This is a genomic window from Novosphingobium sp. MD-1 (assembly GCF_001014975.1).
GTDB lineage: Bacteria > Pseudomonadota > Alphaproteobacteria > Sphingomonadales > Sphingomonadaceae > Novosphingobium.
In genome coordinates, this window is the sequence record NZ_BBXA01000029.1 from 343,296 (window position 1) to 359,735 (window position 16,440).

General features: G+C 66.4%; 16 protein-coding genes. 4 read left to right on the forward strand and 12 right to left on the reverse strand.

What is annotated here, in order from left to right; translation table 11 throughout:
• The first annotated feature begins 9 nt into the window (after positions 1 to 9).
• The 4 genes from NMD1_RS13035 to NMD1_RS13050 are packed head-to-tail and all read left to right on the forward strand — an operon-like array spanning position 10 to position 3,433.
• Positions 10 to 741, forward strand: a complete 732-nt coding sequence (locus NMD1_RS13035; protein ID WP_124807912.1) for a biotin--[acetyl-CoA-carboxylase] ligase — start codon at positions 10 to 12, stop codon at positions 739 to 741.
• Positions 725 to 1,504, forward strand: a complete 780-nt coding sequence (locus NMD1_RS13040) for a type III pantothenate kinase (RefSeq protein ID WP_125955072.1) — start codon at positions 725 to 727, stop codon at positions 1,502 to 1,504. The genes NMD1_RS13035 and NMD1_RS13040 overlap by 17 nt, the downstream gene beginning before the upstream one ends.
• On the forward strand, positions 1,501 to 3,153 hold the full coding sequence (locus NMD1_RS13045; protein ID WP_125955073.1) for a ribonuclease J: 1,653 nt from the start codon (positions 1,501 to 1,503) through the stop codon (positions 3,151 to 3,153). The genes NMD1_RS13040 and NMD1_RS13045 overlap by 4 nt, the downstream gene beginning before the upstream one ends.
• Positions 3,154 to 3,160: 7 nt before the next feature.
• Positions 3,161 to 3,433 (forward strand): DUF1467 family protein, encoded by a 273-nt coding sequence (locus tag NMD1_RS13050; RefSeq protein WP_125955074.1) that lies wholly within the window; start codon positions 3,161 to 3,163, stop codon positions 3,431 to 3,433.
• A gap of 6 nt (positions 3,434 to 3,439) precedes the next feature.
• Here the strand turns inward: NMD1_RS13050 and phoB are convergent, their stop codons facing one another.
• From phoB to hpnI, 12 genes are all read right to left on the reverse strand, one after another.
• Entirely contained in the window at positions 3,440 to 4,129 is a 690-nt protein-coding gene (gene phoB / locus NMD1_RS13055) for a phosphate regulon transcriptional regulator PhoB (RefSeq protein WP_124807908.1), read from the reverse strand.
• Between the two features lie 74 nt (positions 4,130 to 4,203).
• Positions 4,204 to 4,890: a phosphate signaling complex protein PhoU gene (gene phoU / locus NMD1_RS13060; RefSeq protein ID WP_124807907.1), complete on the reverse strand. Its 687-nt coding sequence runs from the start codon at positions 4,888 to 4,890 to the stop codon at positions 4,204 to 4,206.
• A gap of 4 nt (positions 4,891 to 4,894) precedes the next feature.
• Positions 4,895 to 5,713, reverse strand: a complete 819-nt coding sequence (pstB, locus tag NMD1_RS13065; protein ID WP_124807906.1) for a phosphate ABC transporter ATP-binding protein PstB — start codon at positions 5,711 to 5,713, stop codon at positions 4,895 to 4,897.
• 1 nt (position 5,714) lies between these two features.
• Positions 5,715 to 7,004, reverse strand: a complete 1,290-nt coding sequence (gene pstA, locus NMD1_RS13070) for a phosphate ABC transporter permease PstA (protein WP_125955075.1) — start codon at positions 7,002 to 7,004, stop codon at positions 5,715 to 5,717.
• Positions 7,005 to 7,012: 8 nt separating this feature from the next.
• Positions 7,013 to 8,395, reverse strand: a complete 1,383-nt coding sequence (gene pstC, locus NMD1_RS13075; RefSeq protein WP_125955076.1) for a phosphate ABC transporter permease subunit PstC — start codon at positions 8,393 to 8,395, stop codon at positions 7,013 to 7,015.
• A gap of 18 nt (positions 8,396 to 8,413) precedes the next feature.
• Positions 8,414 to 9,445 (reverse strand): substrate-binding domain-containing protein, encoded by a 1,032-nt coding sequence (locus tag NMD1_RS13080; RefSeq protein WP_125955077.1) that lies wholly within the window; start codon positions 9,443 to 9,445, stop codon positions 8,414 to 8,416.
• A 122-nt stretch (positions 9,446 to 9,567) separates the two neighbouring features.
• Entirely contained in the window at positions 9,568 to 10,740 is a 1,173-nt protein-coding gene (locus tag NMD1_RS13085) for a cell wall metabolism sensor histidine kinase WalK (protein ID WP_233497611.1), read from the reverse strand.
• A 194-nt stretch (positions 10,741 to 10,934) separates the two neighbouring features.
• Positions 10,935 to 11,912: a lysylphosphatidylglycerol synthase domain-containing protein gene (locus NMD1_RS13090; RefSeq protein ID WP_255352103.1), complete on the reverse strand. Its 978-nt coding sequence runs from the start codon at positions 11,910 to 11,912 to the stop codon at positions 10,935 to 10,937.
• The gene (locus tag NMD1_RS13095; RefSeq protein ID WP_125955080.1) at positions 11,909 to 12,823 is read right to left on the reverse strand and encodes a ferritin-like domain-containing protein; all 915 of its coding nucleotides are present in this window, start codon (positions 12,821 to 12,823) and stop codon (positions 11,909 to 11,911) included. The genes NMD1_RS13090 and NMD1_RS13095 overlap by 4 nt, the downstream gene beginning before the upstream one ends.
• Positions 12,824 to 12,833: 10 nt before the next feature.
• Positions 12,834 to 13,664, reverse strand: coding sequence for a hopanoid biosynthesis-associated protein HpnK (gene hpnK, locus NMD1_RS13100; RefSeq protein ID WP_125955081.1), 831 nt, complete (start codon positions 13,662 to 13,664; stop codon positions 12,834 to 12,836).
• A 22-nt stretch (positions 13,665 to 13,686) separates the two neighbouring features.
• Positions 13,687 to 15,132, reverse strand: coding sequence for a hopanoid biosynthesis associated radical SAM protein HpnJ (gene hpnJ, locus NMD1_RS13105; protein WP_125955082.1), 1,446 nt, complete (start codon positions 15,130 to 15,132; stop codon positions 13,687 to 13,689).
• Positions 15,133 to 15,134: 2 nt separating this feature from the next.
• Positions 15,135 to 16,292 (reverse strand): bacteriohopanetetrol glucosamine biosynthesis glycosyltransferase HpnI, encoded by a 1,158-nt coding sequence (gene hpnI, locus NMD1_RS13110; protein ID WP_125955083.1) that lies wholly within the window; start codon positions 16,290 to 16,292, stop codon positions 15,135 to 15,137.
• Between the last annotated feature and the right edge of the window lie 148 nt (positions 16,293 to 16,440).

The window sequence follows — 16,440 nt, forward strand, 5'->3', positions numbered from 1 at the left end:
TGTCCAGCCTTGATCGAAACCGTCGCTGAAATCCCCTCCACCAACGCCGCGTTGCTGGCGCGGGTGAGGGAGGGGGAAGCGGTGCCGGAAGGGCACTGGCTGGTGGCCGACCGGCAAAGCGCCGGGCGCGGGCGCGCCGGGCGCGTGTGGTCCGATGGCGCCGGCAATTTCATGGGATCGACCGCGGTGCAGTTGCGCGCGGGCGATCCACCCGCGCAGACGCTGGCGCTGGTGGCCGGGGTCGCCGTGTTCGATGCGGTGAAGGCCTGTGCCCCCGCGATCGCCGATCTGCGGCTCAAGTGGCCCAACGATGTGCTTGTGGGCCATGCCAAGCTGGTGGGCATCCTGCTCGAACGGCAGCGCGAAGCGGTGGTGGTCGGAATCGGCGTCAATCTGGCGCAGTCCCCGCAGGTACCGGGTCGCGCCACCGCCAGTCTTGCCGCGCTGGGCTTTCCCGTGAGGCGGGATGCGTTCGCGGAGCGGCTGGCGGCGGCCTGGGCCGATGCATTGTTGCGCTGGCACCGGGGCGAATGGCCGCTGCTGCGGGGCGAATGGCTGGTGCGCGCGCATCCCGTCGGAACGCTGGTGACGGTCAAGGACCGCGATCAGGGCGAGATCATGGGCGCGTTCGGCGGCATCGACGAGGAGGGTGTGGCGCTTCTACGCTTGGCGGACGGCTCCACCCGTGCCATCCACGCGGGCGATATTGAAATGGTGGGAACGGATGCTGCTCGCGATTGATGTAGGCAACACCAACGTTGTCTTTGCCCTCTATGCCGGACGGACGATCAAATCGCGCTGGCGCGTGGCGACCGACCCGCGCCGGACGGCGGACGAATACGCGGTCTGGCTGCTCCAGTTGATGCAGTTGCAGGGCTTCGCGGCCGATGACGTCGATCAGATCATCGTTTCCACGGTCGTTCCGCGCGCGCTGCACAACCTGCAGGTGCTGGCTCAGAAGTACTTCCATCGCGATGCGCTGATCGCCGGGCAGCCGCCGATCGAATGGGGCATCGATATCGACGTGGACGAGCCACGCTCGCTGGGGGCCGATCGCGCCGTGAACGCCATCGCCGCGCACGCCAAGTATCCCGGCGATCTGATCGTGGTCGATTTCGGCACGGCAACGACGTTCGACGTGGTGGATTTCAACGGTGCCTACAAGGGCGGGATCATCGCGCCGGGCATCAACCTTTCACTGGAAGCGCTGGTCAATGCCGCCGCCAAGCTGCCGCGCATCGCCATCGCGCCGCCTAGCCGCACCAACAGTGTGATCGGGCGCAATACCGAGGATCAGATGCAGATCGGCGTGTTCTGGGGCTACGTTTCGCTGATGGAAGGGCTGATAGCACGAATGCGGGCGGAAGTGGGCCGGCCGGCCAAGGTGATCGCGACCGGCGGCCTTGCCGTGCTGTTCGGGGATCACACCACGATCTTCGATCATGTGGATACCGATCTGACGCTGGACGGTCTCGCGATCCTTGCGGAGCGTGCTCCCTCGTGAAGCCAGGAAAGGAACTGCTTTTCCTCGCCCTGGGTGGTTCGGGCGAGATCGGGATGAACGTCAACCTCTACGGGTGCGACGGCAAGTGGCTGATGGTCGATCTGGGGATGACCTTCGCCGACCCCTATTATCCCGGTGTGGATCTGGTTTTCGCCGATCTCGAGTTCATCGAGGAGCAGCGCGAAAACCTGCTGGGCGTGGTGCTGACCCACGCGCACGAGGATCACATCGGCGCGGTGCCCTATTTCGCGCAGGAACTGGGCGTGCCGCTCTTTGCCACGCCGTTCACCGCGCGGCTCGTCAACGAAAAGCTGGTCGAGGCGGGCATCGACGCGGACATCGAACTGAATGTCATTCCCAACGAGGGAGCGTTCTCGCTGGGGCCGTTCGATATCCGGTATGTGCCGCTGGCGCACTCGATCGCCGAAGGCAACGCGCTGCTGATCGACACGCCTTACGGCCGCGTGTTCCACACCGGTGACTGGAAGCTGGACGACGAACCGCGCATCGGTACGCCGGCGACCGAGGAGGAACTGACCGCGATCGGCGACGAGGGCGTGCTGGCGCTGGTGTGCGATTCGACCAACGTGTTCAACCCGGCCGCATCCGGTTCCGAAGGCGCGGTGCGCGCCGGCCTGCTGGAGACGGTCAGCCGCCAGCGCGGGCGGCGCGTGGTGGTGACGACGTTCGCTTCCAACGTGGCGCGGCTGCAGACGCTGGCCGAAGTGGCGCAGGCGACCGGGCGGCAGCTTTGCGTGGCCGGGCGATCGCTGGACCGGATCATCTCGGTGGCGCAGGCTTCGGGCTATCTCGAGGACTTCCCCGAAACGGTTAGCATGGACCGGGCCATGGACCTGCCGCGTGGCGAGATCATGGTGCTGGCGACAGGGGGGCAGGGCGAACCGCGCGCCGCGCTGGCGCGCATCGCCGCCGAACAGCACCCGATCCGTCTGGAGGAAGGCGATGTCGTGCTGTTCTCCAGCCGGCAGATACCGGGCAACGAACTGGCCATCGGCCGCGTGCAGAACGCGCTGGTGGGGCGCGGCGTGCGCATCGTGACCGACCGCCAGAGCATGATCCACGTTTCCGGCCATCCGGGGCGGCCCGAACTCGTCGCGCTCTATGACTGGCTGCGGCCGGAGATCCTCGTGCCAGTCCATGGCGAGATACGCCACATGGCGGAGCAGGCCCGGCTGGGGCTGGACGAGGGCATCCCGAAGGCGATCTTGCAGAAGAACGGCGATCTGCTGCGGCTGGCGCCCGACGGGCCGGTGAAGCTGACCGAGGTGCGCGCCGGGCGGCTCGTGCTGGATGGCGACATCATCGCGCCGGCGGATGGCGAGGCCATGGCAGCGCGGCGCAAGCTGGGGCTGAACGGGCTGGTTTCGGTGGCGCTGGCGGTGACGCCCGAGGGCCGGCTGGCCTCATCGGTCGATATCGGTAGCATCGGTTTGCCGCTGGACGAGGACATGGACCAGTTCGTGCAGGAAGCGCAGGCGGACGCCGCGCAGGCGGTCAAGGATCTGAAGGGCGATCGCAAGCGCGACCGGCTGGCGGTTGCCGAAACGGTGCGGCTGGCGGTAAGGCGGGCGGCGCAGCGCTGGTCCGGCAAGAAGCCGGTCGTCCAGGTCCTGCTGCGGGAAGGATAGGCCTGCCGTGCGCTGGACGTCGATCGTTGCGATCTATTCGCTGTTCTGGGTGTTCGCTGCCTTCCTGGTGATGCCGTTCGGCATCCGCACGCACGACGAACTGGGGCTGGGCAAGGTGGACGGGCAGGCGCACAGCGCGCCCGGCAATTTCCGGCCCAAGCGGGTGGCGATCCGCGCCACCATCCTGGCGGCGATCCTGTTCGGGCTGTACTACGCGAACTACGTCAATCAGTGGGTCACCATCGACGATCTCGACTACGCCCGCAAACTGGGTGTCTGACCGGGTTTAGGCGCCTTCCAGCGCGTAGCCCGCGGAACGCACCGTGCGTACCGGATCGGCCGCTCCGGGGAGCGCGATCGCCTGGCGCAGACGGCGGATGTGAACGTCCACCGTGCGCAGTTCGATGTCGCTGCCGCTGCCCCACACCGCATCGAGCAGTTGCCCGCGCGAAAAGACGCGGCCGGGGTGTTCCATGAAGTGGCGCAGCAGGCGGAATTCGGTGGGGCCGATCTTTATCGCCTGCCCGCGCCGCATGACGCGATGGGCCGTGGGATCGAGCGAAAGATCGCCCACGGTGATGGTCTCTCCGGCCAGTGCCGGGCGCACGCGGCGCAGCACGGCGCCCACGCGGGCAATCAGTTCGCGCGGCGAGAACGGCTTGGTGACATAATCGTCAGCGCCGGTTTCCAGCCCGCGCACGCGGTCGTCCTCATCGCTGCGGGCGGTGAGCATGATGATCGGCACATGCGCCGTGCTCTTGTTGCGGCGCAGGCGGCGGCAGACCTCGATCCCGCTGGTGCCGCCGATCATCCAGTCCAGCAGGACCAGATCCGGCGTATCCTCGGCAGCGAGAAGCAGGGCCTCGTCGCCATCGTCGGTGGTGCGCACGTCGTATCCTTCGCCACGAAACCGGTATTCGACCAGTTCGGCAAGCGCGGTATCGTCTTCAACCAGAAGCAGTTTCGGGGCAGACACGGCGAACCTCCATGACAGGCAGGTTGCGAAAGCACGACTAATGTTACGGTGTCATTACGTCAGGCCGGATTACCTCAGGCAGGCGGAATCACATCCTCGCGTTCGGGCAGGTAGGCGCCGGTGGCGGCGTAGTGGACCATTTCGGCGATATTGGTCGCGTGATCGCCGATCCGTTCGATGTTGCGCGCCACGAACAGCAGTTGCGCCACGCTGGTGATGGTGGCGGGATTTTCGACCATGAACGACACGAAATTGCGGAACACGCTGTCATAGAAGGCATCGACCGTGGCATCGCGCGCGACGATCTCCGCCGCGGCCACCGGATCGCGCGCGGCGAAGGCGGTCAGCACATCATGCACCATTTCCGCCGCCAGTTCGTTCATCGCGGGCAGCAGCGTCAGCGGTTCGAAGCGCTTGCGGCCCTCGATGTGGCCGACGCGCTTGGCGATGTTCTTGGCATAATCGCCGATGCGCTCGATCACCCCGGCGATCTTCAGCGCGGCGACCACTTCGCGCAGATCGTCGGCCATCGGCGCGCGCAGGGCGAGAACGCGGATCGAAAGGCGGTCGACTTCCGCCTCGAGCTGGTCGATCCGCTTGTCGCGGGCGATCACGGTATTGGCGAGTTCCTGATCGCCCCGGACCAGCGCGTCCATCGCTTCGCCCACCGAAAGTTCCGCCAGGCCGCCCATTTCCGCAACCAGGCCGCGCAGGCGGGTGATGTCCTCATCGAATGCCTTGACGGTATGTTCTGCCACCATCGTCCTATCCGTAGCGCCCGGTTATGTAGTCCTTCGTCCGTTCCTCACGCGGGTTCGTGAAGATGTCGGAGGTTTTCCCGTACTCCACGATCCTGCCAAGGTGGAAGAACGCGGTGCGCTGGGATACGCGGGCGGCCTGTTGCATCGAGTGTGTCACAATCACGATCGCATAGCGACCGCGCAGTTCGTCGATCAGTTCCTCGATGCGGGCGGTGGCGATGGGGTCGAGCGCGGAGCACGGCTCGTCCATCAGGATCACTTCGGGATCGACGGCGATGGCGCGGGCGATGCACAGGCGCTGTTGCTGGCCGCCCGATAGCGCGGTGCCGCTGTCGGAGAGGCGGTCCTTAACCTCGTCCCACAGGCCGGCGCGCTGGAGAGATTGTTCGACGATCGCGTCCAGTTCGGCGCGGCTGCCGGTCAATCCGTGGATGCGCGGGCCATAGGCGATGTTCTCGTAAATCGACTTGGGGAAGGGGTTGGGCTTCTGGAACACCATGCCCACGCGGGCGCGCAACTGCACCACATCCATCCTGCTGCGGTAGATGTCCTCGCCGTCGAGCAGGATCTCTCCTTCCACGCGGGCGCCGGCGATCGTGTCGTTCATCCGGTTGAGCGCGCGCAGGAACGTGGACTTGCCGCAGCCCGAAGGGCCGATGAACGCGGTGACATAGCGCTGGGGGATGTCGATCGAGACCTGATCGATCGCGCACTTGTCGCCATAGAACACGGAGACGTCGCGCGCGCGCATCTTGGGCACCGCCTCGTCCCCGCCATCGGCTTTGGCGGCGCGCGGATCGGCGCTGATGGGCTGAGTATTCATGTTACCACCGTTTCTCGAAGCGGTTGCGCAGATAGATGGCAAGGCCGTTCATCAGCAGGAGGAAGGCGAGCAGGACCACGATGGCGGCGCTGGTGCGTTCCACGAAGCCGCGATCGATCTCGTCCGACCACAGGAAGATCTGCACCGGCAGTACGCTGGAAGGCGATGTGAGATCGCCCGGCGGCGTGGCGACGAAGGCGCGCATGCCGATCATCAGCAGCGGCGCGGTTTCGCCCAGCGCGCGCGCCATGCCGATGATCGTGCCGGTGAGGATACCGGGCAGGGCCAGTGGCAATACGTGGTGGAACACCACCTGCACCGGGCTGGCGCCCACCGCCAGCGCGGCATCGCGAACCGATGGCGGCACGCCCTTGATCGCGTTGCGGCCCGAAATGACGATCACCGGCATCGTCATCAGCGCCAGCGTCATGCCGCCTATCAGCGGGGCCGAACGGTAATTGGGAAACAGGCCGAGGAAGACGGCCAGCCCCAGCAGGCCGAAGATGATCGAAGGCACAGCGGCGAGGTTGTTGATCGAGATCTCGATCAGGTCGGTCCAGCGGTTGCGGGGCGCGTATTCCTCCAGATAGAGCGCGGCCAGCACGCCGACCGGGAAGGCCAGGACCAGCGTGACCAGCATGGTCAGGATCGATCCCTTCAGCGCCCCCCAGATACCCACGCTTTGCGGGCTGGTCGCGTCCGAGCGGGTCAGGAAGCCGAAATCGAACGCGCGGACGAGTTTCCCCTCGCGCTCAAGCCGCGTCGCGATCACCCGCAGGTCCGGATCGCCATCGCCGCGCTGGGCGGTCGCCAGCTTGTCGCTGGCGGGCAGCGAAACGTTCAGCACGGCGTTGTTGAGCAGCGACGGATCGGCGATCAGCATGTCGGCGACCTCGCGCCAGGCATCGTCCGCCAGCAGGCGTGCGCCGCCTTTGCCGAAAGCGGCGTTGGCGGCAGTGTCGATCACGTGGGGCAACCCGGCCAGTTCCAGTCCGCCGGCGGGATCGGGCTGGCCTAGCCGTTGCGCGTCGATCTGCATCGAACCGCGGATTGGCACGGCCATCCGCAATTCGCTGCGCTTGAAGCCGCTGACGCCGTTGGCGGTCATTGACACCAGCAGGAAGGCCAGCACCAGCGCGGAGAATACCACGGCGGAAAGGCCCGCCAGCCGGAACAGCCGGTCGACCGCGTAGCGACGGGCAAGGCCGGCTTCCATGCGCGCGCGACGAAGAGCGCGGATGTGTTCCTGCTCGGTCGCGCGGCTATCGGCCGCTGTCCTCGCTTCATCCATCGGCGGCATCATTCATAGGCCTCGCGATAGCGCTTCACCACGCGCAGCGCGATGAAGTTGAGCGCCAGGGTGACCAGGAACAGCACCATGCCCAGCGCGAAGGCGCTGAGCGTGGCCGGATGGTCGAAGCTGCCTTCGCCGGTCAGCATGGCAACGATCTGGAAGGTGACCGTGGTCATGCTCTGGAACGGGTTGAGCGTGAGGTTGGCCGTTGCGCCGGCGGCCATGACCACGATCATCGTTTCGCCGATGGCGCGGCTGATCGCCAGCATCACCCCCGCGACGATGCCGGGCAGGGCGGCGGGGATCAGGACGAGCCGGATGGTCTCGGCGCGGGTCGCGCCCATGGCCAGGCTGCCATCGCCCATGGCCTGCGGCACGGCGGCAATCGAATCATCGGCCATGGAAGAGACGAAGGGCACGATCATGATGCCCATGACCAGCCCCGCCGCGATCGCGCTTTCGGTGGAAGCGTTGGCGATGCCGATGGCCTGCGCCGCATCGCGCACCGCCGGCGCCACGGTCAGCGCCGCGAAATAGCCGTAGACCACGGTGGGAATGCCGGCGAGGATTTCCAGCAGGGGCTTCATCAGCTGGCGCACGCGCGGGCTGGCGTACTGGGTCAGGTAGATAGCGCTCAGCAATCCCAGCGGGATCGCCACGATCATGGCGATCACCGCGCCGATGTAGATCGTGCCCCAGAACAATGGCAGCGCGCCGTACTTGCTGCCATCGGGCGCGCTCGTGCTCATCGGGTCGGGCGACCAATGCGTCCCGAACAGAAAGTCCGTGGGTGAGATCATCCCGAAAAAGCGTATTGTTTCAAAGATCAGGCTGATGATGATGCCAATCGTGGTGAGGATCGCCACAAGCGAGGCGAGCAAAAGTACTGCCATGACCGCCCGTTCCACGCGCGTTCGCGCGGTGAAATCGGGGCGCAGGCGCAGGAACGCGAAGGCCCCGCCGGCAAAGGCGATCAGCACGGTGATGGCCAGCCCGATCGACTGGAACTTCTGCAGCGCGGCGCGGAACGGTTCGACCAGTGCCTGCGCTTCGGCATTGAAGACCCCGTAAGCGCGCCCATCGGCGACGGCATAGGCTTCCGCCAGCATGGTATCACGCTCGAACCCTGTCGGCGGCAGGATCGTCGCGGCGGGATCGGACAGAACCTGGTGCGTGACCAGCGCCGGGCTGATCGTATTCCATGCGAGCGCGAACAGCAGGGCCGGCACGGCGATCCACAAGGCCACGTACCAGGCGTGAAAGCCGGGCAGCGAATCGATGCGGCCGCGCGGCGCGGTCCGGCGGAACGCCCAGGCGCGTCCGCGCGCGGCCAGCCATCCGACCAGGCCCAGCCCGAAGGCAAGCAGAAGAAGCACGGCGGAAGGCATCAGGCCGGACGGTACTCCCTACTTCAGCTGCGCGCCATCCAGCGCCGGCATCTCTTCCACGATCCTGCGGCTTTGCGCGAGCACCGGGTCCGGCGCCACCACCATGCCCAGCCGGGCAAGGGAACCGTCCTTGCCCCACAGCCTTGACCATTCCGTGACATAGGCCTTCAGGCCGGGAATGGCGCGCAGGTGCGCCTTCTTGACATAGATGTACAAGGGCCGTGCACCGGGATAGCTGAAGTCCGAAATCGTCTGGTAGCTGGGTGCCACGCCGTTCATGGTCAGCCCGCGCAACCGGTCGGCGTTCTCCTCCAGATAGGAAAAGCCGAAGATGCCGATGGCCTTGGGATTGGCCTCGATCTTCTGGACGATCAGGTTGTCGTTTTCCCCGGCATCGACGTAGCCGCCGTCCTCGCGCACTTCGCCGCAGACCGCATCGTGGCGGGCGGCGTTGCTCTGCTTCAGCGCGGCCATGGCCGGATCGGCATCGCACCCCTTCACCAGGATAAGCTCCCGCAGCGCATCGCGCGTGCCCGATGTGGAGGGTGGGCCATAGACCAGGATCGGCATGGAGGGCAGGGCCGGGTTCACGTCCTTCCAGGTGCGCGCCGTGTTCGGTCTGCCATAGGGATTGCGCGCCAGCGCGCGATAGACGTCCTGCGGGGTCAGCGCGATGCCGGGACCGCCACGCCCTTCGGCGAAGGCCACGCCGTCCAGCCCCACCTGAATCTCGATGATGTCCTTCACGCCGTTGTGCCGGCAATCCTCGAATTCGGATTTCTTGATCCGGCGCGAGGCGTTCTCGACGTCGGGGAAACGAGGCCCGATGCCGCCGCAGAACAGCTTCATGCCGGCGCCGGTGCCGGTCGATTCGATGATCGGGGATTTGATGCCCGTTTGTGCGCGCGCCAGCGATTCCGCCACAGCCTTGGCAAAGGGATAGACCGTTGACGATCCCACGGCGCGAACCTGATCGCGCGTGGCCATCTGCTGGCCGCACGAGGACAGCAGAAGGACCAGCAAAGGCAACGCAATCCGCCGCGTCATCATCGAACCGCTTTCTTTCGAGGCTGCCGCCACGGGCTCCTGGGGCGAAACACCCGGCTTTCCGGCCACGTCCCCCTTGCGGCGGTTTTGTGACAGTTATGTGACGACTATCCGCCGTGGCTGCGTTAGGCTGCCGCCTCCGTCGCTTCAAGGTCGGGCGCGATCGAGAAACGCACGGTTACCGTCGTGCCTTCGCCCAGCTTGCTGGTGATATCCAGCCGTCCGCGGTGGCGTTCGACGATGTGCTTAACGATGGCGAGGCCAAGCCCCGTTCCCCCGGCGGCGCGACTGCGGCTGGGATCGGTGCGATAGAAGCGCCGCGTCAGATAGGGAATGTGATCGGGGTGGATGCCTTCGCCCCGGTCGGTCACGGTCAGTACCGCCTCGTGCCCCTGCGTGTGGACGCCGATACGCACCGGCGCTTTGGGGTCACCGTATTTCAGCGCGTTATCGATCAGGTTGCGGATCAACTGGTCCAGCTGCTGGCGATCGCCGATCACGACCGCTTCGGCGCTTTCCACCGCGATCCGGCTTTCACCCACCGTGAAACCCACTTCGCCCCCGATGCTGGCGGCGAGTTGGCCCAGATCGATGCGTTCCTTGGGCGGTTCGTGCTTTTCGGCCTCGATCCGCGAAAGCGACATCAGGTCTTCGACCAGCGTTTGCAGCCGCTTCGCCTCGCGCAGCACGGTATTGTGGAAGCGCGCGGCGGTGGCTTCGTCCACCTTGGCGTCGGGATCGGCCAGCGTCTCGATATAGCCGATGATCGAGGCCAGCGGCGTGCGCAGTTCATGGCTGGCGTTGGCCACGAAATCGGTATGCGCGCGGCTGATGTCCGCTTCGGCGGTGCGGTTGACCAGCTCGATCAGCGAATAGCGCTCGTCGATCGCCACGCGCGAAACCTGCCAGATGCTGCGCGATCCGGTCAGCCCGCGCACCAGCGCGCGACCTTCCGGCTGATCGAGCAGGGTGATCGCTTCGGGATGGCGCAGCGCCACGCGCGCGTCCTGGCCCACGACATGCGGACCCAGCGCTTCGCGCGCGGCGGCGTTGGCGGCGGCGATGCGCTGCCCGTCGAGCATCATCACGGGCACACCGAACGGCTCGATCAACTCGATCATCGCCTGGCGCGAAACGCTGCCGTCGTCAGGGGGAAGCGCTTCGACCACGGGTTCGGGCCGGGCGAGCCACAGGCTGGCGAGCCACACCACCAGCACGGCCAGCGTCAGCCAGAAGCCCGCCCCGGCGAGCAGCATCGCGCCGGACGCGCACAGGGCAATGATGATGGCCGGAATCATGCTGGGCGCAAGACCGGGCCAAGGCGGAGCGGAACCCTTCATCGAATGGCGTATTCCGAAAGAGAGATGGCATCCGAATCCCGGCCGCGCGGATGCGACCGGTTCGGGCATAGGTCAGGCCGCGAGGGCGGCGCAAGTGGCTCACTGCGTTGTCACAAACCGGTGCGGGGATGCACGCGTTTCCGGTCAGGGCTTCAGGCGCTCCGGGCCAGACCGCGCACTTCGCCGAGCTGCCATCCCAGCAGCGTGACCAGGCCCATCGCCAGTTCGCGCGCGCGCTTGGCCAGCGATAGCGCCAGCGCCGTTTCCGGGGGCAGGCCGAACAGCGGCGCGGCCAGCGCATAGCCCGCCTCCTGCACGCCGATGGCGCCGGGAACGACGAAGGCTACGCTGCGTAGCGTGAAGATCAGGCTTTCGAGCGAAAGCACCTCCCACACCGCGATGCGCACGCCCATCAGATGCAGCACCAGCCAAGCGCCCATGCCGCTGGCGACCCACGCCGCGAGATTGAACACGAACGCCAGCGCGACATGGGCGCGGCGGGCATAGATGCGCGACAGTTCGGCGCGAACATCGGCGAGGGCGGTCGATCCCGGCAGGAAGCGCGCGGCCATGCGGCCGGCAAGGTCCAGCGCGGCGCGCTGCATGGTGAAGAACAGCAGGATCACCACGATCATGACGCCGGTGCCGCCCAGAATCAGCGGGCGCAGCCGCACCGCCGCGCCATCGCCGATCAGCAGCGAGGCCATCATCGCCAGCCCGAACAGGGTATAGACCAGCTGGCTGGCCATCTCGGTGGTCATGTCGACCACCATCGATCCATAGACGCGCGTCGTGGGAATCGATGTCTGGGTGAGCATGCGGGTGCTCACGAAGATCCCGCCAAGCTGCGAGAAGGGCAGCAGATCGGACACCGCCTCGCGCACCAGCCGCGCCCAAGTGAACAGGAACAGGCTGCGCAGCGGTTCGCCCGGCGCGGCGGCGAGCCAGGCCGCGCCCAGTAAAACGAAAACGCCCAGCGTCCACGCGCAATAGAGCGCGAAGCCGCCGGCTCCCATCCGCGCGGCGGTGCCGATCACGTCGGACAAGCCGGCGCTGCCGATCGTCCAGACCGCGACGCCCAGCCCCGCTACCGTCGCCAGCAGAACGCCCAGGCGGCTCCAGGATTTCAGGCTGACTCTCCCGTCGGGGCGGGTGCCTTGATGAAGCGCAGCGCCAGCCGGATCATTGCCGGCACGAAGCGCGGGCGGATCAGGCGTTCGTCATAGGGGGCCAGCCGGCGGTCGTTCTCCGCCAGGCAGATGCGCGCCAGTTCCGGGAAGGTGATCTCCACGCCCAGTTCCTTGGACCCGTTCAGCGTGAAGTTGTTCTCCTGCGCCTTGGTATTGTCCTTGCCCATGCCCTTGGCGGTATCGATCCGTTCGAGGATCAGGGCGATCCAGACGGCGATAACCTTGATCTCGAACCACGGCCTCCGCCACCACGGCATGTTGCGCCGCCACCATGCCACCCAGTTCACGAAGAACAGGATATGACGGCCTTCTTCGCGCATCACCGGCTCGAACGTGTCGACCAGTTCGGGCGGGAAGAAGCCCGAATCCCGGGCGATCTTGAACAGGCCGAAGCCGAAGAAGCTGTCGATGCATTCCGAATAGCCGGTGCGCATGAACGCGAATTCCGGGTCCTTCGGGCGCAGGTATTCCGGCTCCGGCGCCAGTTCGATGCCGTAGGCGCGCACCATGTCCGCCAGCACCACCTTGTGGCGCGCTTCCTCGAACCCGTCCATCTCCACCGCCGCCTTGAGCAGCGGATCGTCGATGTATTCGGCGTAGGTCTTCACGTTCATGCCCGCGCGGCCCTCGGTGGCCACGGCGATGTCCCAGATGGGCAGCGAAACGATCTTGTCGCGCGTTTCGTCATCGAGCTTGGGCCAGTCGATCACCGCGGGGCGATAGGGATCGTGCGTATCGAGCAGCGTGCGGCTCATCAGCATGAGATGATCCTTGCTGCCCAGCTTCACGCGGCCTTTGGGGAGAGGGGCGGCCTCATCGTATTCGCCCCAGGTGCGGACGAGAGTCGTCATGGGGTGGTCCTCACTTGAAATCGGCAAACCGTCCAAGGCTCACGCCATTGCGTGCAACGGCCTGCTTGGCAAGCGCATCCGTCAACGCGGCGAGTTCCTCGGCATAGAGATAGCCCGGCGCGGCACCCTGATAGGGGCCAGTCGCCGGATGCGCATAGATCTCGGTCAAACCGTCGGGCAGATGATCGAGCAGCCCGCGCAGACGGTCGGCGGTCAGCGCGCCCGACCACGCGAGGCCGAAGACCTGATCCGGCACGGCCAGGCCGGCCGCGCGCATCCGCCGGCGGACGAGCCTGGCCCATAACCGTTCGATGCCCGGCCCGGCGCGCGTACCATCGATCGCGGTCAGGACGGCGCGCGGTTCGATCGGCGCGCGGATCGCCTTGATGCCATAGCGCCGGCCGACGTTCAGGATGGTCCCGGCGATCGTCGGATGCAGGTGGAAGTGCTTGTGAGCGTTGACGTGGTCGAGCGGCAGGCCGGTTTGCGCGAAGGCGGCGAACTGGGCATCCACTTCGGCGGCCAGTTGCTGCCGCGCGGCGGTTGACGCGAAGATGGTGATCCCCGCGCGCACCATGTCGGTACGGAAGCAACCGTCTGCATCGACCAGCGCGGGCACCCGTTCCGGCGGCAGCACCGGCCGGCCATCGACCAGCACGACATGCAGGCCGACGCCCAGCGCCGGCAACCGTCGGGCGCGCGCCACCGCGTCCTGCGCTGCCGCGCCGCCCACCATCAGGCTGGCGGCGCTGAGCACGCCTTCGCGATGCGCCTGCTCGACCGCATCGTTGACTTCGGCAGAAGCGCCGAAGTCATCCGCGGTAATCACCAGCCTTTTCAACGTGGGTGGTCCGCGCCGAGGGTCAGGCGGCTTCCTTGCGCCGGCGCAGGAAGTCGAAGAACTCCACGCCTTCGCGCAGACGGCGCTTCATCATGTCCCAATCGCGGATCATTTCGCCCATGATTGCGCCGATCTTGCGCGGGCGGAAGTAGAAGCGCTTGTAGAACTCCTCCACCTTGTCGAAGATCACGCTTGCCGGAAGGTGCGGATAGCTGAGCTGCGCGATCTGGTTGCCGCCGTCGGTCAGCAGGTGATCGCTGCCGTCGAACCAGCCGTTCTCGGTCGCCTGCTTGTAGAGGAACGTGCCGGGATAGGGCGCCGCCAGGCTGACCTGGATGGTGTGGGGGTTCAGCTCGATCGCGTAGCGGATCGTCTCCTCGATCGTCTCCAGCGTCTCGCCCGGCAGGCCGAGGATGAAGGTGCCGTGGATGGTCAGGCCAAGGGCGTGGGCGTCCTTGGTGAATTGCCGCGCCACGTCGGTGCGCAGGCCCTTCTTGATGTTGTGCAGGATCTTCTGGTTGCCGCTTTCATAGCCGACCAGCAGTACGCGGCATCCGCCTTCCTTCATCGCCTTCAGCACCGGCTGGGGCACGTTCGCCTTGGCGTTGCAGCCCCAGGTGATGTCGAAGCCCTTCTGGCCAAAGCCGAGCTTGGCCAGCTCGCCCGACAGCTCGACCACGAAATCGTGCGCGTCGGCCAGGGTATCGTCGTCGAAGAAGATCTCCTTCACCTCGGGCATTTCCCTGAGGATGTATTTCACCTCCTCGATCACCTTGGGCACGGTGCGGTGGCGATAGCGGTGGCCGCTGATCGTCTGCGGCCACAGGCAGAAGGTGCAGCGGCTCTTGCACCCGCGCCCGGTGTAGAAGCTGACATAGGGGTGGCGCTGGTAGCCGCCGTAATACTTGGTCAGGTCCAGATCACGCCGGTAGATCGGGGAGACCATGGGCAGCACGTCCATGTCCTCGATCATCTCGCGGTCCTTGTTGCGGATGAACGCACCGTCCGGCCCGCGCCAGGTGATGCCATCGACTTCGGCAAGCGGCTTGCCCTGCGCGATCTCCACGATCGTGAAATCGTATTCCTCGCGCGCGACGAAATCGATGTCGGCGCTGGCGGCCAGGCTCTTGTCCGGCTCGACCGCGACCTTGGCGCCGACGAAGCCGATCACGATCTTGGGATTGCGCTGCTTGATCAGCGCGGCGGTGCGGATGTCCTGGTTGAAGCTGGGCGTGGAGGTGTGGAGGATGACCAGATCGCGTTCGTCGAATTCGTGCGCGATGTCTTCCCAGGACTGGTCGTGCGCCGGGGCGTCGATCAGCTTCGATCCTTCGACCATCGCCGCCGGCTGGGCCAGCCAGGTGGGATACCAGAAGCTCTTGACCTCGCGCTTCATCTGGTAGCGCGCGCCCGCGCCCCCGTCATAACCATCGAAAGAGGGGGCCTGGAGGAAGAGGGTACGCATCATGGTCAAGTCATCTCCGAGGGCGCTGCGACGCGCCCGTTGTCGAGCATTGTAAGTTCTGTTCCGCGCCAATCAACCGAGCGGACGAAGAAGCTGGCGACGAACACGGCGAAGCTGATGCCGTCGCGCAACGGTAGCGTCCACAGCGGAGCGGTCGGCTCGCCGGCGTGACGATCGACCACCCGGACCGTCGCCACCCGCACTGCCAGCGCAGCCAGCGTGATGGCAAGCCCGTAATTGGGGTGAAAGGCCATTCCGGCCAGCGCCATGGGCAACGGAATGCCGATGAACGATCCGGCATAGCCCGCCGGCGATACCCCGCGCACCGTGGCGGCCCAGCGCAGTTCGTGCTTCCACAGCTGCGCGAATGCGGTTTCGGTGGAAGCGTGGACCAGCAGCAGCGGCGGGACGGCGATGGCAAGCCCGCGCGCCCGCACCGCCTGCCCGATGGCGTGATCGTCGGCCAGCACATCGGCAAAAGCCGTGAACCCGCCGATCGCGTCGAGCGTCTCGCGCCGGAACGCGATGGTGGAGCCCATGCAGGGATCGGCCAGCCCGCGCGTCTTGGCGAAGACCAGACCGACCAGGAACTGATAACTTGGCCCCGCCGAGGCAAGGCGCGACCAGAATCCGGCATCGCCGCGCCCGCGATAGAGGCAGGTGACCGCGCCGGTGCCCGGTTGATCGAGTGCGGCCAGTACCTGCGCGATATAGTCGCGCGCCACCGCCATGTCGCTGTCGCTCAGGATCAGGACGTCGTGCGCGGCCTGCCGCATCATGTTGATCATGTTGCCGACCTTGCCGTTAGAGCCGTGCGGCGTTCCGTCGATCACCAGATCGATACGGGCGGTGGGATAGCGCCGTTGCAGGGCGCGGACGGCTGCGATGGCGGGATCGTCGGCCCTTTGCACCCCGAACAGCACCTGCACCGGTCCCTCGTGATCCTGTTCCAGGAAGGTGGCGAGGTTTTCGGCCAGCTTCGGTTCGGCGCCGTAGAGCGGCTTCAGCAGCGTGACCGGCGTGGCGCGGGGCGAGGCGGGCGAGCGCTGGACCAGAAAACGCGCCAGCACCCGCGTCGCGAAGGCCATGTAGGCCGTGCCGATCGTGGCGAGCGCCAGCAGCACCCAGCCAGTGGCCGAAAGGAGGAGCGCGACTCCGGGCATAAGCGGGCTCCCTAGCCGTTCGGCCCGGCGCTGGCGACCCCGGCGAAAGCCCGATCCTGCCCCTAGCGACGAAATATACGGAAAGCGCGCGCCGGGGGCTTGCCTCTACGGCTTGCCGCCATATGGAGGGGCCATGCTGGCAGCGAGC

What these genes read in the sequence shown, in the direction of transcription:
- NMD1_RS13040 (WP_125955072.1), top strand. Translation starts at nt 725, where the DNA reads ATGCTGCTCGCGATTGATGTAGGCAACACCAACGTTGTCTTTGCCCTC.
- phoU (WP_124807907.1), bottom strand. Translation starts at nt 4,890, where the DNA reads ATGGTGGCAGAACATACCGTCAAGGCATTCGATGAGGACATCACCCGC.
- pstB (WP_124807906.1), bottom strand. Translation starts at nt 5,713, where the DNA reads ATGAATACTCAGCCCATCAGCGCCGATCCGCGCGCCGCCAAAGCCGAT.
- pstA (WP_125955075.1), bottom strand. Translation starts at nt 7,004, where the DNA reads ATGGATGAAGCGAGGACAGCGGCCGATAGCCGCGCGACCGAGCAGGAA.
- pstC (WP_125955076.1), bottom strand. Translation starts at nt 8,395, where the DNA reads ATGCCTTCCGCCGTGCTTCTTCTGCTTGCCTTCGGGCTGGGCCTGGTC.
- NMD1_RS13080 (WP_125955077.1), bottom strand. Translation starts at nt 9,445, where the DNA reads ATGATGACGCGGCGGATTGCGTTGCCTTTGCTGGTCCTTCTGCTGTCC.
- NMD1_RS13085 (WP_233497611.1), bottom strand. Translation starts at nt 10,740, where the DNA reads ATGATTCCGGCCATCATCATTGCCCTGTGCGCGTCCGGCGCGATGCTG.
- NMD1_RS13095 (WP_125955080.1), bottom strand. Translation starts at nt 12,823, where the DNA reads ATGACGACTCTCGTCCGCACCTGGGGCGAATACGATGAGGCCGCCCCT.
- hpnJ (WP_125955082.1), bottom strand. Translation starts at nt 15,132, where the DNA reads ATGATGCGTACCCTCTTCCTCCAGGCCCCCTCTTTCGATGGTTATGAC.
- hpnI (WP_125955083.1), bottom strand. Translation starts at nt 16,292, where the DNA reads ATGCCCGGAGTCGCGCTCCTCCTTTCGGCCACTGGCTGGGTGCTGCTG.